Origin of the sequence: Stenotrophomonas sp. HITSZ_GD, from assembly GCF_029543105.1 — a bacterium.
GTDB lineage: Bacteria > Pseudomonadota > Gammaproteobacteria > Xanthomonadales > Xanthomonadaceae > Stenotrophomonas_A.
On sequence record NZ_JARQXB010000009.1, the window covers coordinates 122,095 to 148,074 of the forward strand.

Annotated in this window: 18 protein-coding genes and 1 tRNA gene; 13 read left to right on the forward strand and 6 right to left on the reverse strand. The window is 71.3% G+C overall.

From position 1 onward, the window contains the following. The first annotated feature begins 5 nt into the window (after nt 1–5). The 6 genes from ybgF (at nt 6) to P6166_RS10870 (ending at nt 4,034) form a co-directional block, all read left to right on the forward strand. Nucleotides 6–830: a tol-pal system protein YbgF gene (ybgF, locus tag P6166_RS10845; protein WP_277764473.1), complete on the forward strand. Its 825-nt coding sequence runs from the start codon at nt 6–8 to the stop codon at nt 828–830. 46 nt (nt 831–876) lie between these two features. Continuing rightward, on the forward strand, nt 877–1,557 hold the full coding sequence (queE, locus tag P6166_RS10850) for a 7-carboxy-7-deazaguanine synthase QueE (RefSeq protein ID WP_277764474.1): 681 nt from the start codon (nt 877–879) through the stop codon (nt 1,555–1,557). A 62-nt stretch (nt 1,558–1,619) separates the two neighbouring features. Continuing rightward, entirely contained in the window at nt 1,620–2,288 is a 669-nt protein-coding gene (gene queC / locus P6166_RS10855; RefSeq protein ID WP_277764475.1) for a 7-cyano-7-deazaguanine synthase QueC, read from the forward strand. A gap of 67 nt (nt 2,289–2,355) precedes the next feature. After that, nucleotides 2,356–2,431, forward strand: a tRNA-Lys gene (locus P6166_RS10860). A 224-nt stretch (nt 2,432–2,655) separates the two neighbouring features. After that, nucleotides 2,656–3,675 (forward strand): HWE histidine kinase domain-containing protein, encoded by a 1,020-nt coding sequence (locus tag P6166_RS10865; protein WP_277764476.1) that lies wholly within the window; start codon nt 2,656–2,658, stop codon nt 3,673–3,675. Next, on the forward strand, nt 3,672–4,034 hold the full coding sequence (locus P6166_RS10870; protein ID WP_277764477.1) for a response regulator: 363 nt from the start codon (nt 3,672–3,674) through the stop codon (nt 4,032–4,034). Before P6166_RS10865 ends, P6166_RS10870 begins: the two co-directional genes overlap by 4 nt. 70 nt (nt 4,035–4,104) lie before the next feature. Here P6166_RS10870 and P6166_RS10875 read toward each other — a convergent pair whose 3' ends face one another. Continuing rightward, the gene (locus P6166_RS10875) at nt 4,105–4,587 is read right to left on the reverse strand and encodes a hypothetical protein (RefSeq protein WP_277764478.1); all 483 of its coding nucleotides are present in this window, start codon (nt 4,585–4,587) and stop codon (nt 4,105–4,107) included. A gap of 124 nt (nt 4,588–4,711) precedes the next feature. Further along, nucleotides 4,712–6,514 carry a DNA helicase RecQ gene (gene recQ, locus P6166_RS10880; RefSeq protein ID WP_277764479.1) on the reverse strand — a complete coding sequence of 601 codons (1,803 nt, stop codon included), beginning with the start codon at nt 6,512–6,514 and terminating at the stop codon, nt 4,712–4,714. 84 nt (nt 6,515–6,598) lie between these two features. On the opposite strand from recQ, the gene P6166_RS10885 reads away from it, so the two are divergent. Continuing rightward, nucleotides 6,599–7,447, forward strand: coding sequence for a hypothetical protein (locus P6166_RS10885; RefSeq protein ID WP_277764480.1), 849 nt, complete (start codon nt 6,599–6,601; stop codon nt 7,445–7,447). Nucleotides 7,448–7,554: 107 nt separating this feature from the next. Here P6166_RS10885 and P6166_RS10890 read toward each other — a convergent pair whose 3' ends face one another. Continuing rightward, complete coding sequence (locus P6166_RS10890) at nt 7,555–8,100, reverse strand: Dps family protein (RefSeq protein ID WP_277764481.1); 546 nt, start codon at nt 8,098–8,100, stop codon at nt 7,555–7,557. Between the two features lie 88 nt (nt 8,101–8,188). Here P6166_RS10890 and hrpA point away from each other — a divergent pair, with 88 nt between their 5' ends. Next, nucleotides 8,189–12,301: an ATP-dependent RNA helicase HrpA gene (gene hrpA / locus P6166_RS10895; protein WP_277764482.1), complete on the forward strand. Its 4,113-nt coding sequence runs from the start codon at nt 8,189–8,191 to the stop codon at nt 12,299–12,301. Nucleotides 12,302–12,441: 140 nt separating this feature from the next. Here hrpA and P6166_RS10900 read toward each other — a convergent pair whose 3' ends face one another. Beyond that, nucleotides 12,442–14,175, reverse strand: coding sequence for a chloride channel protein (locus P6166_RS10900; protein WP_277764500.1), 1,734 nt, complete (start codon nt 14,173–14,175; stop codon nt 12,442–12,444). 52 nt (nt 14,176–14,227) lie between these two features. After that, a complete protein-coding gene (locus P6166_RS10905) occupies nt 14,228–14,758 on the reverse strand; it encodes a hypothetical protein (protein WP_277764483.1) in 531 nt (176 codons plus the stop codon). A gap of 62 nt (nt 14,759–14,820) precedes the next feature. Between P6166_RS10905 and P6166_RS10910 the strand changes: the two genes are divergently transcribed. Together P6166_RS10910 and P6166_RS10915 are read left to right on the forward strand one after the other, a co-directional pair. Next, nucleotides 14,821–16,971: a bifunctional (p)ppGpp synthetase/guanosine-3',5'-bis(diphosphate) 3'-pyrophosphohydrolase gene (locus tag P6166_RS10910; protein WP_277764484.1), complete on the forward strand. Its 2,151-nt coding sequence runs from the start codon at nt 14,821–14,823 to the stop codon at nt 16,969–16,971. A gap of 211 nt (nt 16,972–17,182) precedes the next feature. After that, on the forward strand, nt 17,183–18,616 hold the full coding sequence (locus P6166_RS10915; RefSeq protein ID WP_277764501.1) for a hypothetical protein: 1,434 nt from the start codon (nt 17,183–17,185) through the stop codon (nt 18,614–18,616). Nucleotide 18,617: 1 nt separating this feature from the next. Here the strand turns inward: P6166_RS10915 and P6166_RS10920 are convergent, their stop codons facing one another. Then, entirely contained in the window at nt 18,618–20,714 is a 2,097-nt protein-coding gene (locus tag P6166_RS10920; protein WP_277764485.1) for a glycosyltransferase, read from the reverse strand. Between the two features lie 183 nt (nt 20,715–20,897). On the opposite strand from P6166_RS10920, the gene mrcB reads away from it, so the two are divergent. The 3 genes from mrcB (at nt 20,898) to P6166_RS10935 (ending at nt 25,976) form a co-directional block, all read left to right on the forward strand. Then, nucleotides 20,898–23,336, forward strand: a complete 2,439-nt coding sequence (mrcB, locus tag P6166_RS10925; protein WP_277764486.1) for a penicillin-binding protein 1B — start codon at nt 20,898–20,900, stop codon at nt 23,334–23,336. A 26-nt stretch (nt 23,337–23,362) separates the two neighbouring features. Beyond that, complete coding sequence (locus tag P6166_RS10930) at nt 23,363–23,872, forward strand: hypothetical protein (protein ID WP_277764502.1); 510 nt, start codon at nt 23,363–23,365, stop codon at nt 23,870–23,872. A gap of 91 nt (nt 23,873–23,963) precedes the next feature. Beyond that, complete coding sequence (locus tag P6166_RS10935) at nt 23,964–25,976, forward strand: ATP-dependent DNA helicase (protein WP_277764487.1); 2,013 nt, start codon at nt 23,964–23,966, stop codon at nt 25,974–25,976. The last annotated feature ends 4 nt before the right edge of the window (nt 25,977–25,980 follow it).

Sequence of the window (25,980 nt, forward strand, 5' to 3'; positions counted from 1 at the left end):
CAGTCATGCTGCTCCGGGTAATCACTACCCTGGCCGTCGCGGCGACCCTCGTGGTCGCCGCGCCGGTGCATGCGCAGCGCGCCAGCCTCGCCGACCGCGTGGCCGTGCTCGAAGCGCAGGCCAACAACAGCCAGGCCAATACCGATCTGCTCAACCAGCTGCAGGAACTGCGCTCGACCGTGCAGAGCCTCCAGTCGACCGTGGAGCAGCTGCAGCACGAGAACGAACAGCTCAAGCAAACCAGCAAGGACCAGTACCTGGACCTCGATGGCCGCTTGAACCGGCTGGAAGGCACCGGCGGCGCGATGCCCGCACTGCCCCCGGCCAACCCTCCGGCCCCCGCGCCGGCGGCCAAGCCCGCCGCCAAGCCGGCCAGTGCGGCCACCCAGGAACGCGCCCCTTCCGTACACGGCGACCCGGGCGCGCTGGCGGCCAGCGGCGACGAGCGCACGGCCTACAACGTCGCCTTCGACGCGTTGAAGAACGGCAAGTACGACGATTCCGCGCAGCTGTTCCAGAGCTTCCTGGAGCTCTACCCCAACGGCGTCTATACGCCGAACGCGCTGTACTGGCTGGGCGAAAGCTACTACGCCACCCGCAATTTCCAGTTGGCCGAGGCGCAGTTCCGCGACCTGCTGGCGCGTTACCCGACCCACGACAAGGCCGCCGGCGGCCTGCTCAAGCTGGGCCTGTCCCAGTATGGCGAAGGCGACTCGCGCGCCGCCGAAGACACCCTGCAGCAGGTCATCAGCCGCTATCCCGGCACCGACGCCGCCCGCGTGGCGCAGGACCGGCTGCATTCGATCCAGATCGGCCAGGCCCTGCGCTGATCCCCCTCGCGTTCTCCTTTGCCGGGCGGGCGCATAATTCCCCGCCATGAACGCCGCCGTTCCCAGTGAGATCGTCCAGTCGCCCTTGCCGCGATTGAAGATCACCGAAATTTTCCTTTCCCTGCAGGGCGAAGCTGACACCGCCGGCTGGCCGACCGTGTTCGTGCGTCTGACCGGCTGCCCGCTGCGTTGCCAATACTGCGACACCGCCTACGCCTTCCATGGCGGGGAGTGGTGGGATATCGACGACATCGTGAGCCACGTCCTGGCCCAGGGCGTGCGGCACGTGTGCGTGACCGGCGGCGAGCCGCTGGCGCAGAAGCGCTGCCTGGTGCTGCTGCGCCGGCTGTGCGACGCCGGGTTGGACGTGTCGTTGGAGACCTCCGGCGCGCTGGACGTGGCCGAGGTCGATCCGCGCGTTTCGCGCGTGGTCGACATCAAGACGCCCGGCTCGGCCGAGGAACACCGCAACCGCTGGGAGAACCTGCCGCTGCTCACCGCGCGCGACCAGATCAAGTTCGTGCTGTGCAGCCGCGCCGACTACGAATGGGCGCGCGAGATCGTGCGCGCGCGTGGGCTGGACCGCGTGTGCACCGTGTGGTTCTCGCCCAGCAAGAGCGAGGTCTCCCCGCGCGAACTGGCGGACTGGATCGTCGCCGACCGCCTGCCGGTGCGCTTCCAGATGCAGCTGCACAAGCTGCTCTGGAACGACGAACCCGGCCGTTGACCCGCGCGGCCTGCCACGCGCTGGCGTAGGCTTGTCCCCCTCCCCCGAGCACCCGCCTTCCCATGAAAAAAGCCGTCGTCCTCCTTTCCGGTGGCATGGATTCCGCCGCCGTCGTCGCCATCGCCCGCGAGCAGGGCTTTGCCGTGCATGCGCTGAGCGTGCGCTACGGCCAGCGCCATACCTCCGAACTGGACGCCGCCGCGCGCGTGGCGCGGGCGCTGGGCGTGGTCGCGCACAAGGTGGTGGACGTGGACCTGCGCAGCATCGGCGGCTCGGCGCTGACGGACGATGCCATCGACGTGCCGGAGGCGGGCGGGGACGGCATCCCTTCGACGTACGTGCCCGCGCGCAACACCATCATGCTGTCGCTGGCCCTGGGCTGGGCGGAAGTGCTGGGCGCCCACGACCTCTTCTGCGGCGTCAACGCGGTGGATTATTCCGGCTACCCGGATTGCCGGCCGGAGTTCATCGCCGCGTTCGAGGCGCTGGCCAACCTGGCCACCAAGGCCGGCGTGGAAGGCGCGGGCCTGCGCGTGCACGCGCCGCTGCAGTTCCTTAGCAAGGCGGACATCGTGCGCGAGGGCGTGCGCCTGGGCGTGGATTTCGGCCTGACGGTGTCCTGCTACCAGGCCGATGCCGACGGCCGCGCATGCGGCCACTGCGATGCATGCCGCCTGCGCGCGGCCGGTTTCGCCGATGCGGGCGTGCCGGACCCCACGCACTACGCCTGAACCCCAGGACTTCGCCCCCGGCGCGCCCTGGGGTAGAATGCACGCCCCGGTGCAAGGCCGGGCGCGTGGGCCGTTAGCTCAGTCGGTAGAGCAGAAGACTTTTAATCTTTTGGTCGAAGGTTCGAATCCTTCACGGCCCACCATTTCCCGCGTCGCGCATCCCCCGGTCCCCATGGCATGGCGCCCGCAGGCGTCGAGCCATCCACGAAGCGGCACAGCGCGATTGCGCTTCCGGCGAAGCCTGCCCGCGCAAGATGGCGCAGCGGCCCCGCAGCAAAATGCGGCGTCGTTTCCGCGTGAAAACCTCCTCATCGGCGCGCTCACATGCGAGTGCTAAAGTTCGCGCCGTAACGACCCGGGGAGCCCGATGGACGCACCGCAGCTCGACCAGAACGCCATGGCCGCCAAGCTGCGCCTGTACGAAACCGTGTTGCAGGCCACGCCTGATCTCACTTACGTGTTCGACCGGCAGCATCGCTTCATCTACGCCAACCAGGCGCTGCTCAACATGTGGGGCATGCGCTGGGAAGAGGCGGCCTACAAGACCTGCCTGGAGATCGGCTACGAGCCCTGGCACGCGGCGATGCACGACGAGGAGATCGAGCGCGTCATCGCCACCCGGCAGCCGATCCGTGGCGAGGTGCCGTTCCCGCATGTCACGCTGGGCGTGCGTATCTACGATTACATCTTCTCGCCCGTGTTCGGACCGGACGGCGAGGTCGAGGCCATCGCCGGCAGCACCCGCGACATCACCCAGCGCAAGCAGCACGAGCAGCACATGCAGCTGCTCATCAATGAACTCAACCACCGGGTGAAGAACACGCTGGCCACGGTGCAGTCGATGACGCTGCATACCTTGCGCAACAGCGCCGACGTGGCCGATGCGCAGGACAAGATGGAGGCGCGGCTGATGGCGCTCTCCGACGCCCACGACATCCTCACCCGCGAAAGCTGGCAGGGCGCCGAGCTGGCGGAGGTCGCGCGCGTGGCCGCCGCGCCGCACCAGATCACCGACGGCGACCGCTTCGATATCTCCGGCCCCGTCTTCATGCTCGACCCGCGCCGCGCGGTCGCGCTGTCCATGGCTCTGCACGAGCTGTGCACCAACGCGGCCAAGTACGGCGCGCTCTCCGTGCCGGCCGGCCGCGTGCGCATCCACTGGGATTGGCTCGGCGAAGAGGAGGCGGGCCTGCTCGACCTGCGCTGGGAAGAGTACGACGGCCCGGCCGTGCGTCCGCCCGAGCGGCATGGCTTCGGCACGCGCCTGGTCGAGCGTGGCCTCAAGTACGATCTGGGCGGCGAATCGGTGCTGGATTACGCGCCCGAAGGCGTGACGTGCCGCATCACGATGCCGGCCCCGAAATCGGTGGCGCAGGAGTCGGCATGAGCGTGCGGGTGATGATCGTCGAGGACGAGTCCATGATCGCGATGCTCACCGAGGATCTGCTGTCGGACATGGGCTACGAGGTGGAGCCGGCCGTGTCCACCGTGCCGGCGGCGCTGGACATGCTGGGCCAGGCCAAGATCGACATGGCGCTGCTGGACGTCAACCTCGCCGGCACGCAGTCGTTTCCCATCGCCGACGCGCTGGCGAACAACGGCATTCCTTTCCTCTTCATCACCGGCTACGGCCGCGCCGGGCTGCCTCCGCGCTATGTTGCCGTGCCCGTGCTGCAAAAGCCCTTTCGCCGCCGGGACCTGCAGGCGGCATTGGCGAAGTTGCAGGCGCGGCCAGCAGAAAGCTGATCGCCGCGTCGGCGCTTTCAGCGTTCGCGCGATCGCGCGTGGACGCCTATTCTGCCGGATGCGACGAAGCTCACCACCCCATCGGCGGCGGTTCGCTCGCCCGATACGGCCCCGGCCCGTAGTAGCCGCGGCCGTAATAGTCGGGCCCGAACACCGGTCCTTCGCCCTGGCCCACGGTGATGTTCAGCCCGAAGGTATTCGTCTTGCCTTCGTCGGTGGTGTAGTTCTTGGTCAGGTTGACCGTGGCCGCCTGCCAGTTGCTGTTGCCGCCGCGGCTCGAATAGCCCACGCCGGCCGCCACCGCGCCGTGCACCTGCAGCTTGTCGTCCACCACCTCGGCGATGCGGCCATCGGGGGCGCGCGGCACCGGGCCGGACTTGTCGCCGTAGAACGTGCCGGGCGGGTCGTCGGCATAGCTCGGGTCGGCGCGATACTGGATCGGCTCCTGCGGGACGCTCAGGTCCAGCGACTTCGCGGTGTCGGTGCCTTCGCTCTGCGCCAGGGCGGCGCCGGGGGCGAGGAGCAGGGCGGTCAGGATCAGGCTGCGCTTCATGGTGGACACCCGCGGAGGTACGGCCGTATGCGGCCTGCCTAGGATACTGGCAGCGGCCGCTTGAATGCCTGCTGTCGCGCCCGGGAACTTTCTTGCCGGGTTTGGCACACGGCGTTGCGCGGGCTCAACCTTGCTCGCGCACGATGTCCAGCAACCGCTCGCCGTAGCGCGCCAGCTTGCTGCCGCCGATGCCGCCCACCCGGGCCAGCGCGTCCATGCTCTCCGGCCGCTGCTCGGCGATGTTGCGCAGCGTGCTGTCGTGGAAGATCACGAAGGCCGGCACGTTCTGCTCGCGCGCCAGCTCGGCGCGCAACCCGCGCAGGGCGTTGAACAGGTCCAGGTCCTGGGCTGGCACCGGCAGCCCGGTGCGCTGCGCACTGCGCGGCTCGCGTTCGCGGGTGGGGGCTTGCTCGCGGCGCATCATCACCGTGCGCCCGCCCTTGAGTACCTGCCGGCTGGCATCGGTCAGGCGCAGGCCGCCGTGCCCCTCGCTGTCCACCTCCAGCAGGTGCGCGGCCACCAGCTGGCGGAACACGCTGCGCCAGGTGCGCGAATCCAGGTCGCGGCCGATGCCGTAGGTGCTCAGCTGCTCGTGGCCGAACTGGCGGATCTTCTCGCCGTCGCTGCCGCGCAGGATGTCGATCAGGTGGCCCACGCCGAAGCGCTGCCCGCTGCGGTACACGCAGCTCAAGGCCTTCTGCGCCGGCACGGTCGCATCCCACGCTGCCGCCGGCGTGAGGCAGTTGTCGCAGTTGCCGCACGGCTGCGGGTAGGTCTCGCCGAACCCGGCCAGCAGCACCTGGCGCCGGCACTGCATGGATTCGCAGTAGCCGAGCAGGTGGTCGAGCTTGGCGCGTTCCAGCCGCTTGCGCTCCTCGGCGGCCTCGCCCTGCTCGATCATCTGCTTGAGCAGCACCACGTCGCCCAGGCCGTAGCACAGCCACGCCTCGGAGGCTTCGCCGTCGCGGCCGGCGCGCCCGGTTTCCTGGTAATAGCCTTCCATCGACTTGGGCAGGTCCACGTGGGCGACGAAGCGCACGTCGGGCTTGTCGATGCCCATGCCGAAGGCGATCGTCGCGCACATCACGATGCCGTCCTCGCGCAGGAAGCGGCGCTGGTTGGCCGCGCGCACCTCGGCCGGCAGGCCGGCGTGGTAGGGCAGGGCGTTGTAGCCCTGTGCGCACAGGAACTCGGCCGTTTCCTCCACCTTGCGGCGCGACATCGCGTAGACGATGCCGGCCTCGTCGCGGTGGCGGCCGAGGAAATCCAGCAGCTGGCGCCGCGCGTTGTCCTTCTGCACCACGGTATAGCGGATGTTCGGCCGGTCGAAGGAGCTGACGAAGTGCCGTGCCTGGGTGAGGTCCAGCCGCTCGGCGATCTCGCGCTGGGTCGGCGGGTCGGCGGTGGCGGTGAGCGCGATGCGCGGCACCTGCGGCCAGCGCTCGTGCAGCACGGTGAGCTGGCGGTACTCGGGGCGGAAATCGTGCCCCCACTGCGAGACGCAGTGCGCCTCGTCGATGGCGAACAACGCGATGCGGCTGCGTTCGAGCAGCGAGAGGAAGCGGCCGGTGAGCAGGCGTTCGGGCGCCACGTAGAGCAGGTCCAGCTCGCCGGCCAGCAGTGCGCGCTCCACCCGCTGCGCGTTCTCCGCGTCCAGGGTGGAATTGAGGAACTCGGCGCGCACGCCGGCCTGGCGCAGCGCCTCCACCTGGTCCTGCATCAGCGCGATCAGCGGCGAGACGACCACCGCGGTGCCGTCGCGCAGCAGCGCCGGCACCTGGTAGCACAGCGACTTGCCGCCGCCGGTGGGCATGAGCACCAGGGCGTCGTGGCCGGCGGCGACATGTTCGACGATGGCCTGCTGGGGGCCGCGGAAGTCGTCGAAACCGAAGACGCGACGCAGAACGGCATGGGCGGGGGAAGACATCGTCCTAGGATACCGTGGCGGTCAAGCCGGGCCGCGCCGTTGCGGGGTCAGGCTTTGCCGGCCCGGCTGGCTAGAATCCTTCCGATGCATCCCCTCCATTCCCTGCTGGCCGAGGCCGACGGCTTCACCGCGCCGGCCGCCGACGATGCGCTGTGGCAGCGCCTGGATTGGCTCGACCGCCTGGAGCTGCGGCTGCCGGACGACGAAACCTCGCCGGTGGCGCAGGCATTGCGGCGGCGTCGCGAAGACGTCGAGGCCGCGCACCGCGCGCTGTATGCAGCCCTGCGCGGCGCCCCGGCGCGCCTGCGGGCGCTGCTGGCGTGCCCTCCCGAGGCCGCGACGCCGCACGCGGCCGAAGGCTTCGATGCCCGCGATGAACTGCTGGCCGGCGTGCTGGACCTGCCGGCGCCCGCGGCGCCGCGCGTCGCACTGGCGGCGGGGATGGTGGCCTACCAGCCCACGCCCGTGCGCCACGTGCTGGACCTGCTGGCGCGCGCGCAACTGGGGCCGGAAGACGAACTGGTCGACCTCGGCGCCGGCGTGGGGCAGGTGCCGCTGCTGGCGGCGCTGTGCTCGCCCGCGCGGGCGAGCGGCATCGAGATCGAACCGACCTACGTGGCGGCCGCCCGGGCCGCCGCCTCGGTGCTGGGGCTGACGCGGGCGACGTTCGTGTGCGCGGACCTGCGCGAGGCGGATCTCTCGCACGGCACGCTGTTCTACCTCTACACGCCGCTGCGCGGGCCGCTGCTGGACGGGCTGCTGCTGCGGTTGCGGGCGCAGGCGCAGCAGCGGCCGCTGCGGATCGGCGGCTTTGGCCCTTGCGTGGAGGTGTTGGCGGCGCAAGATTGGCTCCGGCCGCAGGGTCCGGTGCAGCCGCACCGCGTGGCGCTCTTTGCGTGCACGGTCGGGGCTGAAGCCCCTCCTGCAACTTGAGGCCGCGGTGAACGCCCCTTTGCAGGAGCGGCGTCAGCCGCGACCCAGGGCCCCAAAAACGAACGCCCGGCCAAGGCCGGGCGTTTGTCATCCGGTCACCGCGCTGCTTACTGCAGCAGCGAGCGCAGCATCCAGGCGTACTTCTCGTGGGTCTGCAGGCGCTGGGTCAGCAGGTCCACGCTCGGATCGTCGCCGGCATCGTCGGCCACCGCCAGCACCCTGCGCGCGGTGCGGCACACCGCCTCGTTGCCGGTGACCAGCTGGCGCACCATCTCGCGCCAGTCGGCGCTGTCGGACAGGCCCGGCTCCTCGGGGATCGAGGTCAGGTTGACGAATTCACGGTACGAGCCCGGCGCGTTGTAGCCCAGCGCGCGGATGCGTTCGGCCACCTCGTCCAGCGCCGTCCACTGCTCGGTGTACTGCGTCTCGAACATGGTGTGCAGCGAGTTGAACATCGGCCCGGTCACGTTCCAGTGGAAGTTGTGGGTCTTCAGGTAGAGCGTGTACGCGTCGGCCAGGTAGCCCGACAGGCCCTCGGCAATCTTCTTGCGATCGCCGTCCTTGATCCCGATATCCACGTTGGGCGCCGACGGCGCGGTGGCCGCCAGCTTGGTTTTCTCGACTTTCTGGGGGGTGTTCTTGTTCTTGGCCATCAGGAAATCCTCCTTGCTCAGGGATATGGCGTCACAATAGACAGGCTAAAGCATCCATGGTCATTCAATTTTTCACATCACCCGATCGATGAGTGCTATCGACAAACCACTGGCCGACCATCTGCGCGAACGCCGCCGCGCGGTGGATGACGCGATGAGCCGCGACCGCGGCCGCCTGTTCGGCCTATGGTCGCGTTGGCAGGCCAAGCCCCGCAACCCCGAGGTGGAGCAGGCATTCGAGCAGGCGCTGCGCGCCTCCACGGGTGAGCGTGCCCGGCGCGCGCAGAGCCAGCCGGCCATCACGCTGGACGAGCAGTTGCCGATCGCCCGCGAGGCCGAGCGCATCGTCGCGCTGATCCGCGACCACCAGGTCGTGGTGATCGCCGGCGAGACCGGCTCGGGCAAGACCACGCAGCTGCCCAAGCTGTGCCTGGCCGCTGGCCGCGGCACCGCCGGCATGATCGGTTGCACGCAGCCGCGCCGCATCGCCGCGCGCGCGGTGGCCAGCCGCGTGGCCGAGGAACTGCGCACGCCGCTCGGCGCGGCGGTGGGCTACCAGGTGCGCTTCACCGACCGCGTCGGCGAGGACACCCGCATCAAGTTCATGACCGACGGCATCCTGCTGGCCGAGATCGCCAGCGACCGCTGGCTGTCGGCCTACGACACGATCATCGTCGACGAAGCGCACGAGCGCAGCCTGAACATCGATTTCCTGCTCGGCTACCTCAAGCAGCTGCTGCGCAAGCGCCCGGACCTGAAGCTCATCGTCACCTCGGCCACCATCGACACCGAGCGCTTCTCGCGCCACTTCGACGATGCGCCGGTCATCAGCGTGGAAGGCCGCACCTACCCGGTGCAGGTGCGCTACCGGCCGCTGGAAGGCGAGGGCGGCGAAGCGGGCGAAGACGCCGGCGGCGACGGCGAGCGCTCGGTCAACGAGGCCATCGTGGCGGCGATCGACGAGATCACCCGCACCGACCCGCGCGGCGACGTGCTGGTGTTCCTGCCCGGCGAGCGCGAGATCCGCGACGCCCACCAGGCGCTGGAGCGGCGCAAGTACCGCGAAACCGAAGTGCTGCCGCTGTACGCGCGGCTGTCGGCCAACGACCAGGACCGCGTGTTCAACCCCGGTCCGAAGCGCCGCCTGGTACTCGCCACCAATGTGGCCGAGACCTCGCTCACCGTGCCGCGCATCCGCTACGTGGTCGATCCGGGCTTCGCGCGCGTCAAGCGTTACAGCCCGCGGCAGAAACTGGACCGCCTGCACATCGAGCCCGTGTCGCAGGCCAGCGCCAACCAGCGCATGGGCCGCTGCGGTCGTGTGGCCGAAGGTATCTGCGTGCGCCTGTACAGCGAGGCGGACTTCGCCGCGCGACCGGAATTCACCGATCCGGAAATCCGCCGCTCCAGCCTGGCCGGCGTGATCCTGCGCATGCTCCAACTGGGCTTGGGGCGCATCGAGGATTTCCCGTTCCTGGAAGCGCCCGACGAACGCGCCGTGGCCGATGGCTGGCAGCAGCTGGTCGAGCTGGGCGCGATCGATGCCGAACGCCGCCTCACCGCGGTCGGCAAGCAGATGGCGCGCCTGCCGGTGGACGTGAAGCTGGCGCGCATGCTGGTGGCCGCGCAGGCGGCCGGCTGCCTGCGGCCGATGCTGGTCATCGCCTCGTTCCTGGGCATCCAGGACCCGCGCGAGCGCCCGCCCGAAGCGCGCGCCGCCGCCGACAACGCGCACGCGCAGTTCGCCGATGGGCGCTCGGAATTCGTCGGCGTGCTGCGCTTGTGGGAGGCCTACCGGCAGGCCCACGAAGACCTCACGCAGTCGAAGTTGCGCGACTGGTGCGACCGCCACTTCCTTGGCTTCCTGCGCATGCGCGAATGGCGCGAACTGCATCGCCAGCTGCGCCTGCTGTGCGAGGAACTGGGCTGGAAGGAAGAAGCCGTGGAGGCCTCGCTGGCCCCGTTGCTGGCCGGCAGCAGCGCGCCGGCGCCGGCTGTGCGCGATGACGCCGCCGCCGCGAAGGCCACGCGTGGCCAGCTGCATCGCGCTGCGCGATTGGCCCGCGAAGGCAAGGCCGATACCGCCGCGCCACCGCCCGTCAACACGCCCGCGCCGCGCGGCAAGCCCGCCGGCCCGGAAAGCGGCGGCTTCAGCGAACGCGCGCGCAGCGCGGCCTACCAGACGTTGCACCGCGCGCTGATCGTCGGCCTGCCCACGCAACTCGGCCATCGCAGCGAGAAGGGCGATTTCCAGGCGCCGCGGCAGCGCCGTTTCCTGCTCTTCCCCGGCTCGGCGCTGGCCAAGCGGCCGCCGCCGTGGGTGCTGGCGGCCACGCTGCTGGATACGCAGAAGGTGTGGGGGCTGACCAACGCGGCCATCGAGCCGGACTGGGCCATCGCCGAGTTGCCGCACCTGCTGCTGCGCAAGCATTTCGATCCGCATTGGTCGCGCGCGCAGGGCCATGTGCTGGCCTCCGAGCAGATCAGCCTGTTCGGGCTGGTGCTCGCGCCGAAGAAGCCGGTGCACTACGGGCGCATCGACCCGGTGGAATCGCACGACATCTTCGTGCGCCAGGGCCTGGTGACCGGCGAGATCAACACCCGCGCCAGCTTCGTGGCCGACAACCTGCGCGTGCTGGAGCAGGCGCGCGAGGAAGAAGCCAAGCTGCGCCGCGCCGGGCTGGTGGCCGACGAGGGCTGGCAGGCGCGCTGGTACCTGGATCGCGTGCCGTCGGAGATCCATTCGGCCACCGGGCTCGATGCCTGGTGGAAGACCTTGCCGCCGGACAAGCGCCGCCAGCTGAACTGGACGCTGGTCGACCTGCTCCCTGGCGAAGGCAGCGAGGAAGACCGCTATCCGAAATATTTCCCGCTCGGCGATGCGCGCCTTGCCCTGCATTACCGCTTCGAACCCGGCGCGGACGACGACGGCGTGACGCTGGAGGTGCCATTGCACCTGCTCAACGCGCTGGACCCCGCGCGCCTGTCCTGGCTGGCGCCGGGCTTCGTGGCCGAGAAGGCGGCCGCGCTGATCCGCAGCCTGCCCAAGGCGCAGCGGCGCAATTTCGTGCCCGCGCCGGATTTCGGACGCGCGTTCTTCGAGGCGTTCGCCATCCCGTCGGCCGACGATCTGCGCGGCGAGTTGGCGCGTTTCCTCGCCAAGGCCACCGGCGTGGCGGTCTCGGCGCTGGATTTCGACGAGGCATCGCTGGAGCCGCACCTGCGCATGAACCTGCGCTTGCGCGACGAGGCCGGCAAGGTGCTGGCCGAATCGCGCGACCTGGAGAGCCTGCGCGCCCGCTTCGGCGAGCGCGCGGGCGATGCCTTCGCCGCGCGTGCCGGCCGGGCGCTGGCGGCCGAAGGCCTGCGCGAGTTCCCCGCCACGCCGATCCCGCGCCAGGTGCCGGGCGAGGCGGGTGTGCCCGCCTATCCGGCGCTGGTGGACCAGGGCGACAGCGCCGCGTTGCGCATCTTCGCCGACCGCGCCGAAGCCGAGGCCGCGCATCCGCGCGGCGTGCGCCGGCTGATGGAGATCGGCTTGGCCGACAAGGTGAAGCAGGCGCGCAAGCAGTTGCCGGTGTCGCCCAAGACGGGCCTGCTGTACGCGGCGATCGAATCGCAGGAACGCCTGCGCGGCGACTTGGTGGATGCGGCGATGAACGCGCTGCTCGACCACGGGCTGGAAGGCATCCGTGATGCGGGCGCGTTCGCGCAGCGGCGTGATGAAGTCGGCAAGCAGCTGTTCGGCGAAGCGATGCAGCGCCTCAAGCTGGCCGAGGAAATCCTCACCGGCGTGGCCGCGATCAAGCCCGCGCTGGAAGCGCCGCTGATGGGCTGGGCGCGGGGCAATCTGGACGACCTGCAGGCGCAGTTGGCCGCGCTGGTGCATCCGGGGTTCTTGCGCGAAACGCCGGCAGAAGCGCTGGCGCAGTACCCGCGCTACCTGAAGGCGATGCTGCTGCGCGCCGAGCGCGCCAAGCGCGATCCCTCGCGCGACCAGGCGCGGATGCTGGAACTCAAGCCGTTCCTGGATGCGCTGGAGGAAGCGGCGGCACTGGGCCGGCGCGAACGTGCCGAATGGCAGGCGTTGCGCTGGGACCTGGAGGAACTGCGGGTGTCGTTGTTTGCGCAGGAGCTGGGCGCGCGCGGCGGCATCTCGGCCAAGAAGCTGGCGCAGCGGGTGGCCGCGCTACGGGGGTGATCGGGTGGCATGCGCGCCGTGTTCGCGCGCGCGCGCCTCCATCTGTATCCCCATACCCCCATATCCCCTGTAGGAGCGGCTTCAGCCGCGACCGCAGGTTATCGCGGCCGACCTGACGGCGGTCGCGGCGTAAGCCGCGCCTACTCCGCGTCTTCCACGCGTTCACCCATCATCTCGCGCTGCCGCCGGTCCAGCTCCTCGGCGTAGCGCTTGCGCACGAATCCTTCCGACAGCACGCCCAGCACATGCCGCTCGGCATCGATGACCGCCATTTCATCGGTCTGCGTCTGATCGAAACGCTGCATCACCGCCACGACGTCGGCATCGGCGGGCAGGGCGATATCGCGGTTGCCGGCGAACTGCGCCAGCACCGCCTCCGGCTTGACGCCATCCGCGTACACCGCCGCCACGGTCACGATGCCCGCATACCGTTCCTCGCCATCGAGCAGGACCACGCGCGTGCCCGAGCCCAGCGGGAAGCGGTGGCGGAACTCGGCCACGCTGGCGTCGGCGGCCATCGTGGCCGGGTCGCGGCGCATCATCCGCCCGGCGCTGAGGTTGTGGATCCAGCCGACGTCGCGCGCGCTCTTGATGCTTTCCCCGCGCAGGTGCAGGCGCCAGGTCGAGAACGAATAGCCGAATACCTGCCGCACCACCGTGCTGGCCATCAGCACCGCGGCCATGACCACGCTGGCCAGTACGAAGTCGTGCGTGCCTTCCAGCACCAGCATCGCCATCGTCATCGGCGCGCCGACCACCGCCGCCGCCAGCGCCGCCATGCCGGCCAATGCCGCCGAGGTCGGGTCCACCAGCGCATCGCCCACGCCGAGGTTGACCAGGCCTGCGTAAAGCGCGCCGACCAGCGAGCCCATGAACAACGAGGCGAAGAACAGGCCGCCGCGGAAGCCGAAGCCCAGCGAGATGCCCGACGCCAGGCACTTGAGCAGCAGCAACACGCCCAGCCACAGCAGCGGCGTGTGCCCCGTGAGGTCGATATGCAGCGCGCCATGCCCGGAGGACAGCGTCTGCGGCGTCACCAGCGCCAGCGGAATCAGCAGCACGCCGCCGAGTACCGGACGCGCCCAGGCAGGCAGCGGCGTACGGTTCACGCCCTGCTCGATGGTGGTGACCAGCCGCATCACCGCCACGCCCACCAGTGCGCACACCAGCCCCAGCACCGCGAACAGGGCGTAATCGCGCGGATGCAGGCTGGAGACGGTCGCCGCCGGCAACAGATAGGGGGGCAGCCCGGCGGCCTGCGCGATGAAGCTGCCGGCCAGCGCGGCCACGGCCACCGCGGCCAGCGCGGAGGGCGTGTAGGCGCCGATGACGATCTCGAAGGCGTAGAACGCCCCGGCCAGCGGTGCGCCGAAGGCGGCGGCGATGGCCCCGGCCGCGCCGGCACCGACCAGCGTGCGAATGTCGGCGCGGCGCAGGCGCAGCACCTTGCCCAGTTGCGAACCGCTGCCGGCGCCCATCTGCGTGTACGCCGCCTCCAGCCCCACCGAGGCCCCGAAGCCGTTGGACAGCAGGGTTTGCAACGACACCACCAGGTTGTCGCGCATCGACATGCGCCCGCCGTGCAGCGCATTGGCCTCCACCGCATCGAGCAACTGGCGGCGGCGCGCGCGCGCGGCGCGGCCGATCAGCCCGACGAGCAGGCCGCCCACCGGCAGCACCCACAGCGAGTCGAGCCCGACCTGCGCGATCGAGCTGAGCCGCTCGTTCTCGTCGAAACCGTAGAGCCAGGCCTGCAGCGAATGCGCCAGCCCGGCCTGGAACAGCGTCAGCAGGCCGGCGATCAGCCCGACCAGCAGCGCCAGCCCGATGAAACCCGCCTCGCTGCGGCGGAAGAACCGGCGCAGCGCCGGCATCGGCCCGGATTCGCGGGCCGGCGCGGCGGCCGCGTCGGGGGCGGACATCGCGTTACTTCACCCGGCGCACTTTCGGCATGGTGTTGTAGCCCTCGACCTGCAGGTACCACACGCCGATCAGGCCCGGCTTGATCTTCACCTTCGGGCTGTCCTTGCGCGCGCGCAGCTCGGTCGATTCGGTCTGCTCCCACTCCTGGCCATTGGCCAGCACGTAGCGCCGGCCCTTGCCGAAGCCGGTGAACTCGCCGGCCAGGGTGCTCTCGATCGGCTCCTTGCTGCCGAAATCCAGGAAGCCGCGGTTCTTGGTGATCACTTCCTGCCGGCCTTCCTCGCGCGCCTGCGCCAACGCCGCGGCGCTGGCGGCCTTCTCCGTCTCGGCGGCCACCTTGCCCTGCAGCCAGTCGTTGAGCGCGGCCAGTTCGCTGGCGCTGAGCTTGTCCAGGCCGGCGGCCTTGAACTGCGCCGGGGTCATCTGCTGCTGCAAGTCGCCGTTGACGGTGCGCTGGGCGAACGCGGCGCCCGCCGGCAGGCTGAGGGCGAGGGCCAGGGTGAGACCGGACACGAGCGGGCGGGACAGGCGCATGACATTGGTTCCAGACAGGGGATGCGCGATAGTGTAGACGCAACCTGTTCGACCGATCCGCCGTGCATCGCCCGCCTCCCGCCCATCTCCAGGACCTGCTCGACCGCCGCTCGGCGGCCGCCATCGCGCCCGCGTTGCGGCAGGCGCTGGCGCAGGCGTGGTCCGCCCAGCCGCCCGCGGCCGACGCCGTGCCCGCCTGGCCGGTGCTGGCCGAGACCCTGGACCTGCTGCACCTGCTTTCCGCCGACGAGGCCACGCTGGTGGCCGCGCTGCTGTTCGACCTGCCGGCCCTGCGCGCCACCCTGCCGGACCTGCCGCTGGACGCCCCGCGCCGCCAGGCGCTGGCCGGCCTGCTCGAAGGGCAGGACGCCGCCGACCAGGTCTGGGTACTGCACGCCGGCCGCGAGGCGGGGCGCAACAGCGAAGGCCTGCGCCGCCTGCTGCTGGCGATCATCCACGACCTGCGCGTGGTGCCGATCCTGCTCTCGCGCCAGTTGGCGCGCATGCGCGCGGCCAGCCGCCTGCCCGAGGCGCAGCGCCGCGCGCTGGCGCAGCTCACGCGCGACATCCACGCCCCGCTGGCCAATCGCCTGGGCATCTGGCAGCTCAAGTGGGAACTGGAGGACCTGGCGTTCCGCTACCTGGAGCCGGACACCTACCGCCGCATCGCCCGCGAAGTGGACGAAACCCGCGTGGAGCGCGAGCGCTACATCGAAACGGTGCGCCGCGCGCTTACCCACGCGCTGGCCGAACACGGCCTGCACGCCGAGGTGAGCGGGCGGCCGAAGCACATCTACAGCATCTGGCGGAAGATGCAGAAGAAGCGCCTGGCCTTCGACCAGCTCTACGACGTGCGCGCGCTGCGGGTGATGGTGGACGACGTGGCCGCCTGCTACGCCGCGCTCGGCGTGGTGCATGCGCTGTGGGCGCCGGTGCCCAGCGAGTTCGACGACTACATCGCCCGCCCCAAGGCCAACGACTACCGCTCGCTGCATACCGCCGTGGTCGGCCCGGAAGGGCGCACGGTGGAAGTGCAGATCCGCACGCACGAGATGCACGCCCAGGCCGAACTCGGCGTGGCCGCGCATTGGAAATACAAGGAAGGCGGCAAGGGCGCGGAGAAGTCGTTCGACCGCAAGATCACCTGGATGCGCCAGCTGCTGGAGCAATCGCAGGACGGCGAGGCGGGCGAGCTGGCCGGCGCGCTGGATGCCGAGCTGGTCGAGGACCGCGTCTACGCGCTCACGCCCAAGGGCGAGGTGATCGACCTGCCGCAGGGCGCCACGCCCCTGGATTTCGCCTACCACGTGCACACCATGGTCGGGCATCGCTGCCGCGGCGCGAAGGTCAACGGCCGCATCGTGCCGCTGACCTACAAGCTGCGCAGCGGCGACCGCGTGGAGGTGCTCACCGCCAAGGAGGCCGACCCGCGCCGCGACTGGCTGCTGCCGGCCAACGGCTTCCTCGCCAGCGGGCGTTCGCGCGACAAGGTGCGCGCGTGGTTCCACAAGCTCGACCGCGCGCGCAACGTGCAGGCCGGGCGCGAGCTGCTGGACCGCGAACTCAAGCGCCTGGGCCTGCAGCAGGCCGACCTGATGGTGGCGGCCAAGCGTTTCCATGCCGACAGCGTGGACGATCTCTACATCCAGGTGGCGCTGGGCGACACCGGGCCGAGCCAGGTGAGCCGCGCGCTGCTGGAAGCCGAACGCGCGCAGCAGGCGCCACCGGCGCTGCCGCGGCCCACGGCCAAGCGCACCGGGCTGGGCAAATCGAAGTTCACCGTGCTGGGCGTGGGCAACCTGCTGGTGCAGCTGGCGCGCTGCTGCCAGCCGGTGGCCGGCGAGCCGATCGTCGGCTACCTGACCCAGGCGCGCGGCGTGACCGTGCATCGCGCCGACTGCGCCGCGCTGGCGCGGCTGGGCGCGGCCAACCCGCAGCGCCTGCTGCCGGTGGAGTGGGGCCAGGCCGGCAGTGGATACGAGGTGGACGTGCAGGTGCGCGCGGTGGACCGGCGCTACCTGCTCAAGGACGTGACCAACCTCATCGCGCAGGAAGACGCCCACGTGCTGGAGATCAACAGCGACAACGTGCGCGACAGCGGCCAGGCGCAGTTGCGCCTGCGGTTGAAGGTGAGCGACTACGGCCAGCTCTCCACGCTGCTGGGCAAGCTGGACGCCTTGCCGGGCGTGCACCAGGTGCGCAGGCTGGGCTGATCCGGTCGCTGACGCGGGTGTTCGCCTGCGGGGATGCGCGGGGAGCGCGAGGCCACGCCCGCCAGTCACCGACACGTCGCGCGTGCACCGCTACTATCGCGCGGTGAACCCGACACGCCCGCCGCGCCATGGACGCCGCCGTTTCCGCACGCCGCTGCGCGGTGCGCTGGTACGCCCGTTGCGTGACCGCCGGCTCTGGATCGGCGTGGCGGTGGTGGCCGCGGTGCTGGTGATTGGCATCGTCGCCTTTCGCCGCCCGCTGGCGCAGTGGTTGTGGCCGGACACGCGCATCCAGCAACTGCTCGCCCAGGGCGAACGCGCGCTGTCCCAAGGTCGCCTGACCGCGGCCGATGGCAGCGGCGCGCGGGAGTCCTTCCAGGCCGCGCTGGCGCTGGACAGCGACCGCAGCGAGGCCGGCGACGGGCTGGCCCGCACGGGCCTGGCGGCGCTCGCGCAGGGCCGCCAGGCGCTGGCGCGCGACGACATCGGCGGCGCGCGCCGCGCGCTCGAACTGGCCCAGCGCCTGCAGGTGCCGCAAGCCCAATCCGATGCCTTGGCATTGCAGTTGCGGCGATACCAGGCCGCGCGCGCGGGGCTCGACGACCTGGTGGCGCGCGCCCGGCAGGCACACGAAGCCGGCCGCCTCGACGGTGATCCCGATAGCGCGCTGCCGCTGTACCAGCGCGTGCTCGACCTGGCCCCCGACCGCCTCGATGCGCTCGAAGGCCGCGAGGACGCGCTGCAGGACCTGTTGCAGCAAGCTCGCCGCGAACAGGCGGGCGGCGATCTCGCTGCGGCAGCGCAAAAGGTGCGCGCCGCGCGCGGCTACGATCCGGGTCACGCCGACCTGCCGGCCAGCGAGGCGGCGCTCAACGACGCCTTGCAGCAGCGTCTGCGTCGCGCCGAAACCCGCCTGCGCCAGGGCCGGCTCGCGCAGGCCGAGGAGGACCTGCGGCTCGTCGCCGAACTGCGCCCGGACGACCCCGCCATCGCCCGCGACAGCGAGCACCTCGCCGCCGCCTATGCCGCCGAAGCGACCCGGCGCGCCAGCGATTTCGCATTCGAGGACGCCGAGGCGGCCATCGCCCGCGCACGTGCCTGGTCGCCGGAAAGCGCCGGCGTGCGTGCCGCCGAGCAGGCCATCGTCCGTGCGCGCCAGGCGCAGGCGCCGCAGCCCACGCTGGCGCCCGCGGCCCGCGCGAAGAAGCTGCGCCAGTTGCTCGCGCGTATCGAAGCGGCCGAGGCGAAGCAGCATTGGCTCACCCCGCCGGGCGAAAGCGCCTTCGACGCGCTGCGCGAAGCGCAATCGCTGGCCCCGCACGATGCGCGCGTGCGCGCGGCCGCCACGCGGCTGGTGCCGCAGACGCGCGCGTGTTTCGAGGATGCACTGCGCGCCAACCGGGTGCGCGGCGCGCAATCGTGCCTGGATGCGTGGCAGGCCCTGGCCGTGCGCGACGCCAGCCTGGCCGACGCGCGGCGCCGGCTGGCACAGCGTTGGATCGCGGTGGGCAGCGAGCGGCTCGGCGCCGGCGATGCGGCGTTCGCGGCCGAAGCGGCGCGGCAGGCGCGGCGGCTGGACCCCGCCGCGCCCGAACTGGCCGATTTCCAGGCGCGTGTGCGCGCCGCCGAAGGGCGCGATCGCTAGTTCAGTCCAGGAAGACGCGGCGCACGGTGTCGCGCGCCGCCTCCAGCGAAAAATGCTCGGCCACGTTGCGCAGGCCGTTGGCCGACAGCCGCGACCACAGCGCCTCGTCCTCGTGCAGGCGCACCACGGCGGCGGCGAAGGCTTCCGCCTCGTCGGCCACCAGCACGTCCTCGCCCTCGCGCAGGTGCATGCCTTCCACCGCGCAGGCGGTGGCGACCACCGGCTGGCCGTGCGCCATGCTGAGGTTGATCTTGCCCTTCACGCCCGCGCCGAAGCGCAGCGGCGCCACCGCGACCCGGGCGCCCTCCATGTACGGCGCCAGCTCCGGCACGTGGCCGTGGATTTCCACGCCCGGCTGCGTGGCGGCCAGTGCACGCAGCGCGTCGGGTACGTCCGCGCCGATGCAGTGGAAACGCAAGTCCGGCAATCGCGCGCGGATACGCGGAAATACTTCGCCGATGAACCAGTGCATCGCATCGGTGTTGGGCGGATGGCCGAAGCCGCCGACGAACACCACGTCGCGGCGCGCGGCCCAGCCCGGGCTGGTCGCGGCCACTTCATGGAGGTTGGAGAGCAGCTCCACCTGCACGCCCGGCGCGTCGGCGCGCAGCAGCGCGCGTTCGGCCGAGGACACCAGCACGGTGACGTCGCTGCGCGCCATCACCGACAGTTCGCGCTTGCGCGTGCGCTCGGCGGCGCGCAAGCCGGCCGCATCGCCAGCCACCTCGGCGCCGCGCCGCTCGCGCAGGTAATGCAGGTCCACCGTGTCGAAGACCGTGCGCGCACCCGGCGCGTGCCGGCGCAGCAGCGGCAGCGCGGCGTCGGCCACGTGATGGCGCACCATCATGACGGCGTGGAAACGCGCGCCGTGCTGGCGCAGCCAGCCCGCCAGGCTGCCCAGCTGCGGCGCATGCCAGGTCTCCACGCCCAGCCGTTGCAGCGCTTCGGTATGGCGCCCGCCGTGCGCGCGCGCGGTCGGCACGAACACTACGTGCGCGCCGCCTTCCAGCAGCAGGCGGATCAGGTTGTACTGGCGCAGCGAGCCGGAATCGCGATCCGGCTGCGGCACCGCTTCGTCCAGGATCAGCACCTGGCGCTGGCGGCGGTGCAGCAGTGCCGGCGCGGGCACGCTGCCCACCGGCAGGTGCTGGCCGAGCACACCGGCCCATTTCTCCGCGAATACCGCGCGGTTGCGTACCTGGTAGGCCTTGATCCCGCTGCCGGTATCGGTGCCGTGGCTGGTGCCTTCATCGTGCACTACCCGCGCGGCGGGTTGCACCAGCACCTGGTGGCCGCTGGCGCGCACCGCGAAGGCGAGGTCGGTGTCCTCGTAATAGGCCGGCGCGTAGCGCGCATCGAGGCCGCCGATGCGTTCGAGCAGGTCGCGCGGGATCGCGAGCGCCGCGCCGGAGACGTAGTCCACCTCGCGCACGTAGGCATAGCGGGGATCGGAAGGCGATTCGAAACGCCCATAGCTCCACGCGCTGCCGTCGGCGAACACGATGCCGCCCGATTCCTGCAGCCGGCCATCGGGGTACAGCAGCTGCGCGCCGACCAGCCCGGCGCGCGGATGCGTGGCGAAGGTGCCGATCAGCGCGTCCAGCCAGCCCGGCTGCGGCACGGTGTCGTTGTTGAGCAGCACCACGTAGTGGCCGCGCGCCAGCGCGATGCCGTCGGTGCAGGCGGCGATGAAGCCGCCGTTGCGGGCGCGCCGGTGGTAGCGCAGGCCGGCGACCTGCGGCAGCACCTGCGGCGTTTCGTCGCCCGTGCCGGCATCGTCCACGACGATGATCTCGCAGGCCAGCGCCGGCGGATGCGCCGCCAGTGCGCGCAGGCAGGCCAGCGTGTGCGCCAGGTGGTTGTAGACCGGGATGATGATCGACACGGCGGGCGCGTCGCTGTGCGGCACCGTGAACGGCGCGAACGGCGCGGCGGGCGGGAACCACAGCGGCGCGCCGGTATCGGCCACGCGCGGTTGCAGGTGCACGCGGGCGCGCGACAGCGTGGCGCGCCAACCGCGCGCGCGCAGGCTCGACCAGCCGCGCCGCGCCAGCGCCGACATGCGCCGCAGCAGGTAACGCCAATCGGAGATCGACATGCGCGCGCCGCTCAGCGCCGCGGCCGCGCGGCGCGCGGAGCGGTCGGGACGACGGCGCGGGGCGCCGCGGCGGGCTGGGCGGTCATTTCTGCTTCCATAACACCTTCTGAGCGGAGATCGCGCCGGCCGCAACCGCCGCGCCGGCTGCGCTAGACTCGCCGGAGCCCACATTCTCGCATTCCCGTGCCGCGACACCACGATTACGACGATTCCGAAGACATCGAAGACGACTTCGACGAGGACCAGGACGGCCCGCGCTGGCAGCGCCGGCTGATCGTGTGGGGCCTGGCGGCATTGGCGCTCGCGCTCGGCTTCCTGATTCCCTACACGCTGTACCTGAACCAGCAGGTCACCCAGCGCTTCGGCGAACTGCGCTGGCAGATCCCCACGCGGGTCTACGCGCGCCCGCTCGGCCTGGCGCCGGGCAAGGCGATGGACGCGGCGACGCTGAAGACCGAGCTGGACGCGGCGTCCTACCGCGAGGACGGCACCGGCCAACTGCCCGGCACCTACCAGCGCGACGGCGGGCGTTTCGTGATTTCCAGCCGCGGCTACGTGGACGTGGACGGGCGCGTGCCGGCGCGGCGGGTGGAGGTGGTGGTCAGCGGCGGGCGCGTGGCCTCGCTGCGCGATGCCGGCAGCCGCAAGGCGCTGCGCGCCGCGCGCATGGACCCGGCACGCATCGCCACGCTGTACGGGCAGAAGCAGGAAGAGCGCCGGCTGGTGCGGCTGGAGGAAGTGCCCGAGCTGCTGGTCACCGGCTTGCAGGCCGTGGAAGACCGCGATTTCAATTCGCACCACGGCATCGACGTCAGCGGCATGGTCCGCGCGGCGTGGGTGATGGTGCGCTCGGGCGGGCAGACCCGCCAGGGCGCCAGCACGCTGACCCAGCAGCTGGCGCGCAGCGGCCTGCTGGGCATCGGCAAGGAACAGACCGTCACCCGCAAGTTCAACGAAATCCTCTACGCGCTGATCATGGAAGCGCGCTACGACAAGCGCACCATCCTGGAGGCGTACCTCAACCAGGTCTACCTGGGCCAGCGTGGCAGCCAGGCGGTGCACGGCGTGGCCTCCGGCGCGGAGTTCTGGTTCGGCCGCGACCTCAATTCGCTGACGCCCGAGCAGGTCGCGCTGCTGATCGGCCTGGTCAAGGGGCCGTCCTACTACGACCCGCGGCGCAGCCCGGAGCGCGCGCTGGACCGGCGCAATTTCGTGCTCGGCAAGCTGCACGAGAGCGGCCTGATCGACGCCGCCGCCTACAAGCGCGCGCTGGCCGCCCCGCTGGGCGTGCCCGAGCAGCCGGGGCTGGTCGCCGCCAACCGGTTCCCCGCCTACGTGGACCTGGTGCGTCGCCAGCTCGCCCATGATTACCCGGAAAGCGTGCTGCAAGGCGCGGGCATGAGCGTGCTCACCGGCATGTCGCCCTCCGCGCAGGCGTATGCCGAAGGCGCGGTGACGCGCACGCTGAAGTCGCTGGAGAACAAGAAGCGCCCGCCGCTGCAGGCCGGGCTGGTGATGACCGACGTGCACAACGGCGATGTGATCGCGGTGATCGGCAGCGCGCAGGTCGCCGACCCCGGCTTCAACCGCGCGGTGGAAGCACAGCGGCCGGTGGGCTCGCTGCTCAAGCCGTTCGTCTACCTGCTCGCGCTGGCCTCGCCGGATCGCTGGTCGCTGTCCAGTTGGGTGGACGACTCGCCGGTGACGGTGCAGCTGGCGCGCGGGCGCACGTGGTCGCCGGACAACGCGGACCACCGCAGCCACGGCACGGTGCGGCTGGTCGATGCGCTGGCGCACTCCTACAACCAGGCCACGGTGCGCGTGGGCATGCAGGTGGGGCCCGAGCGCATCGCGCAGCTGATCCACGTGCTGGCCGGCGTGCAGGCCGATCCCAACCCGGCGCTGATCCTCGGCTCGACCGACCAGAGCCCGTATGCGATGGCGCAGCTGTACCAGTTCCTCGCCTCGGGCGGCGAAATCCAGCCGCTGCACGCCGTGCGCGGCGTGCTCGACCCGCAGGGCAAGCTGCTCAAGCGCTACGACAAGACGCCGGCGCCGGCGCAGGAGGGCGATTCGATCGCCGCCAACCTGATCGGCGTGGGCATGCAGCAGGTGGTCAGCAACGGCACCGCGCGCCAGTTGATGGCCGATGGCCTGGGCCGGCTCACCCCGGCCGGCAAGACCGGCACCACCAACGACGGCCGCGACAGCTGGTACGCCGGCTACACCGGCGACCACCTGGCGGTGATCTGGATCGGCAACGACCAGAACGAGCAGGCCGGCCTTTACGGCGCCACCGGCGCGATGCGGGTATGGTCGGGCATCTTCACCCGGCTGCCGAGCGCCGCGTTGAAGGTCAACGGCAAGGGCCTGGACTGGCAGTGGGTGGAAGCCAACGGTTCGGGCACTACCGACGTGGATTGTCCGGGCGCGCGCCAGTTCCCGTTCGTGGTCGGCTACGCGCCGGCCTACGTGCCCTGCAGCGCCGCCGCCGCGCCGGTGGACGGCGCGCCGGCCGAGGAGGGCGGCAGCAGCGGCGGCGGCTGGCGCAGCTGGTTCGGCCTGGACAAGAAGGAAAAGCAGGCTGAGCCGGCGCAGTCCGCGCCCCCGCCCGAACAGTGAGCCCCCTGATGATGCGCAAGTTCCCGATGATGTTTCGTGCCGTTCCCTTTGCCCTGGTGCTGGCCCTGGCCGCGTGCTCCAGCGCCCCGCCGCCGCCCGTCGTGACCGACACCACCACCCCGGCGCAGCGCCTGGCGGCGGTGGAGAAGATGGCCGGCGTGGACGACACGGAGCTGTCCGTGCAGCCGCTGCGCGACCCGCAGGTGGACGACCTGCGCGAGCGCGCCCGCCACCAGCGCGAGGCCGGCGACCTGGACGGCGCCGCGCGTGCGCTCGACCAGGCGCTCACGCTGGTGTCCGAAGACCCGGGCGTGCTGCAGGAACGCGCCGAGGTGGCCTTGCTGCAAGGCGACTGGAAGGGCGCGGAAAGCTACGCCAAGCGCGCCGTGGACCTGGGGTCGAAGACCGGTCCGGTGTGCCGCCGCCATTGGGCGACCATCGAGCAGGCACGCCTGGCGCGCGGCGAAAAGGAAAACGCCGCCTCGGCCCAGGCGCAGATCGAAGGTTGCACCGTGCCCGGGATCAAGCGTTACTGATCCCGCGCGGGACACGGGCACGCTTCGCATCGCGGCGGGCGCCCGGCGCTCCCGCCGCCGCTGATTCCGATCCCGCCCCGACCGCGCCCCCATGTCCCTGCTCGCCCACGCCAGCCGCGAAGCCCTCGATGCGCAGGGCGCGCTCGCGCGCCACATCGCCGGCTTCACGGCGCGGCCGGCGCAGCTGCACCTGACCGGCGCCATCGCCGATGCCTTCGACCAGCGCGATGTGCTGCTGGCCGAGGCGGGCACCGGCACCGGCAAGACCTTCGCCTACCTGGTGCCGGTGCTGCTGTCGGGCATGAAGACGATCATCTCCACCGGCACGCGCGCGCTGCAGGACCAGCTCTACCACCGCGACCTGCCGCGCGTGCGCGCCGCGCTCGGCATCGGCGTGGAATCGGCGCTGCTCAAGGGCCGCGCGAACTACCTGTGCCGCTACCGCCTGCAGCAGGCGCGCGGCGAGCCGCGCTTCGCCAGCCCCGAGCAGGTGGCGCAGTTCCAGCGCATCCTGGCGTGGAGCGGGCGCACGCGCTTTGGCGACATGGCCGAACTGGAAGCGCTGCCGGACGATTCGCCGCTGCTGCCGATGGTGACCTCCACCGTCGACAACTGCCTGGGCACCGAATGCCCGTTCTGGAGCGAATGCTTCGTGGTGCAGGCGCGGCAGCGGGCGCAGGCGGCGAACCTGGTGGTGGTCAACCACCACCTGCTGCTGGCGGACCTGGCGCTCAAGCAGGAAGGCTTCGGCGAAATCCTGCCCGGCGCGGAGGCCTTCGTCATCGACGAGGCCCACCAGTTGCCGGAGCTGGCCAGCAACTTCTTCGGCGAAGGCTTCGGCATGCGCCCGTGGCAGGAACTGGCGCGCGACTGCGTGGCCGAATCGCGCCTGGTCGGCGGCGCGCAGGCGGTGTTGCAGGCGCCGGTGCAGCAGCTGGACGAATCGCTGCGCCAGCTGCGCGCGGACATGGAAGGCCTGCCGCCGCGCGGCACGCAGTGGCGCGCGCTGGCGCGCCCGCAGGTACGCGAGGGTTTCGATGCGGTGGTGACCGCGCTGCAGCATCTGCAAGGCGCGTTGGACCCGCTGCGCGACGCCTCGCCGGGCCTGGATGCGTGCGCGGCGCGTGCGCGCGAGGCGGCCGGACGGCTGTCGCGCTGGCTGGGCGATGAAGCCCCCGTGGCGGACTTCGACGCCCTGCCCGAGGAACAGGTGCCCGACAACGACGTGCGCTGGTACGAGCTCACCCCGCGCGGCTTCCGTTGCCAGCGCACGCCGCTGGATGTCTCCGGGCCGCTGCGCGAACACCGCGAGAATTCCCGCGCCGCGTGGGTGTTCACATCCGCGACGCTAGCCGTGGATGGCGATTTCGAACACATCGCCACGCGCCTGGGCCTGCGCGACCCGATGACGCTGCTGCAGCCCAGCCCGTTCGACTGGAACCACCAGGCCTTGTGCTATCTCCCCGGCCCGTTGCCCGATCCGGCCTCGCGCGGCTATGGCACCGCGCTGGTGGCCGCGATCCGCCCGGTGCTGGAAGCTTCCGGCGGGCGCGCGTTCGTGCTGTTCGCCGCGCACCGCGCGCTGCGCGAGGCGGCCGAGGCGCTGCGCGACGGGCCGTGGCCGCTGTTCGTGCAGGGCGAGGCGCCGCGCGCGACCCTGCTGCAGCGCTTCCGCGAATCCGGCAATGGTGTGCTGCTGGGCTCGGCCAGTTTCCGCGAGGGCGTGGACGTGGTCGGCGAGGCGCTCAGCGTGGTGGTGATCGACAAGCTGCCGTTCGCCGCCCCGGACGATCCGGTGTACGAAGCGCGGCTGGACGCGATCCGCCGCGAGGGCGGCAACCCGTTCCGCGACGAACAGCTGCCGCAGGCGGTCATCGCGCTCAAGCAGGGCGTGGGGCGGCTGATCCGCAGCGAGACCGACCGCGGCGTGCTGGTGCTGTGCGACCCGCGCCTGCAGACGCGCGGATACGGCCGGGTGTTCCTCGATTCGCTGCCGCCGTTCGCGCTCACGCACGCGCTGACCGACGTGCAGGCCTTCTTCGGCACCGGGCCGGCCGGCGCGGTGCCCGCGGCCGAACTGCCCGCCGACGCCCCGTCGCGGTAACCTT

Coding starts and splice junctions, on each gene's coding strand:
- ybgF (WP_277764473.1), top strand. CDS start 6: ATGCTGCTCCGGGTAATCACTACCCTGGCCGTCGCGGCGACCCTCGTG.
- queE (WP_277764474.1), top strand. CDS start 877: ATGAACGCCGCCGTTCCCAGTGAGATCGTCCAGTCGCCCTTGCCGCGA.
- queC (WP_277764475.1), top strand. CDS start 1,620: ATGAAAAAAGCCGTCGTCCTCCTTTCCGGTGGCATGGATTCCGCCGCC.
- P6166_RS10865 (WP_277764476.1), top strand. CDS start 2,656: ATGGACGCACCGCAGCTCGACCAGAACGCCATGGCCGCCAAGCTGCGC.
- P6166_RS10870 (WP_277764477.1), top strand. CDS start 3,672: ATGAGCGTGCGGGTGATGATCGTCGAGGACGAGTCCATGATCGCGATG.
- P6166_RS10875 (WP_277764478.1), bottom strand. CDS start 4,587: ATGAAGCGCAGCCTGATCCTGACCGCCCTGCTCCTCGCCCCCGGCGCC.
- recQ (WP_277764479.1), bottom strand. CDS start 6,514: ATGTCTTCCCCCGCCCATGCCGTTCTGCGTCGCGTCTTCGGTTTCGAC.
- P6166_RS10885 (WP_277764480.1), top strand. CDS start 6,599: ATGCATCCCCTCCATTCCCTGCTGGCCGAGGCCGACGGCTTCACCGCG.
- P6166_RS10890 (WP_277764481.1), bottom strand. CDS start 8,100: ATGGCCAAGAACAAGAACACCCCCCAGAAAGTCGAGAAAACCAAGCTG.
- hrpA (WP_277764482.1), top strand. CDS start 8,189: ATGAGTGCTATCGACAAACCACTGGCCGACCATCTGCGCGAACGCCGC.
- P6166_RS10900 (WP_277764500.1), bottom strand. CDS start 14,175: ATGCCGGCGCTGCGCCGGTTCTTCCGCCGCAGCGAGGCGGGTTTCATC.
- P6166_RS10905 (WP_277764483.1), bottom strand. CDS start 14,758: ATGCGCCTGTCCCGCCCGCTCGTGTCCGGTCTCACCCTGGCCCTCGCC.
- P6166_RS10920 (WP_277764485.1), bottom strand. CDS start 20,714: ATGTCGATCTCCGATTGGCGTTACCTGCTGCGGCGCATGTCGGCGCTG.
- P6166_RS10930 (WP_277764502.1), top strand. CDS start 23,363: ATGATGTTTCGTGCCGTTCCCTTTGCCCTGGTGCTGGCCCTGGCCGCG.
- P6166_RS10935 (WP_277764487.1), top strand. CDS start 23,964: ATGTCCCTGCTCGCCCACGCCAGCCGCGAAGCCCTCGATGCGCAGGGC.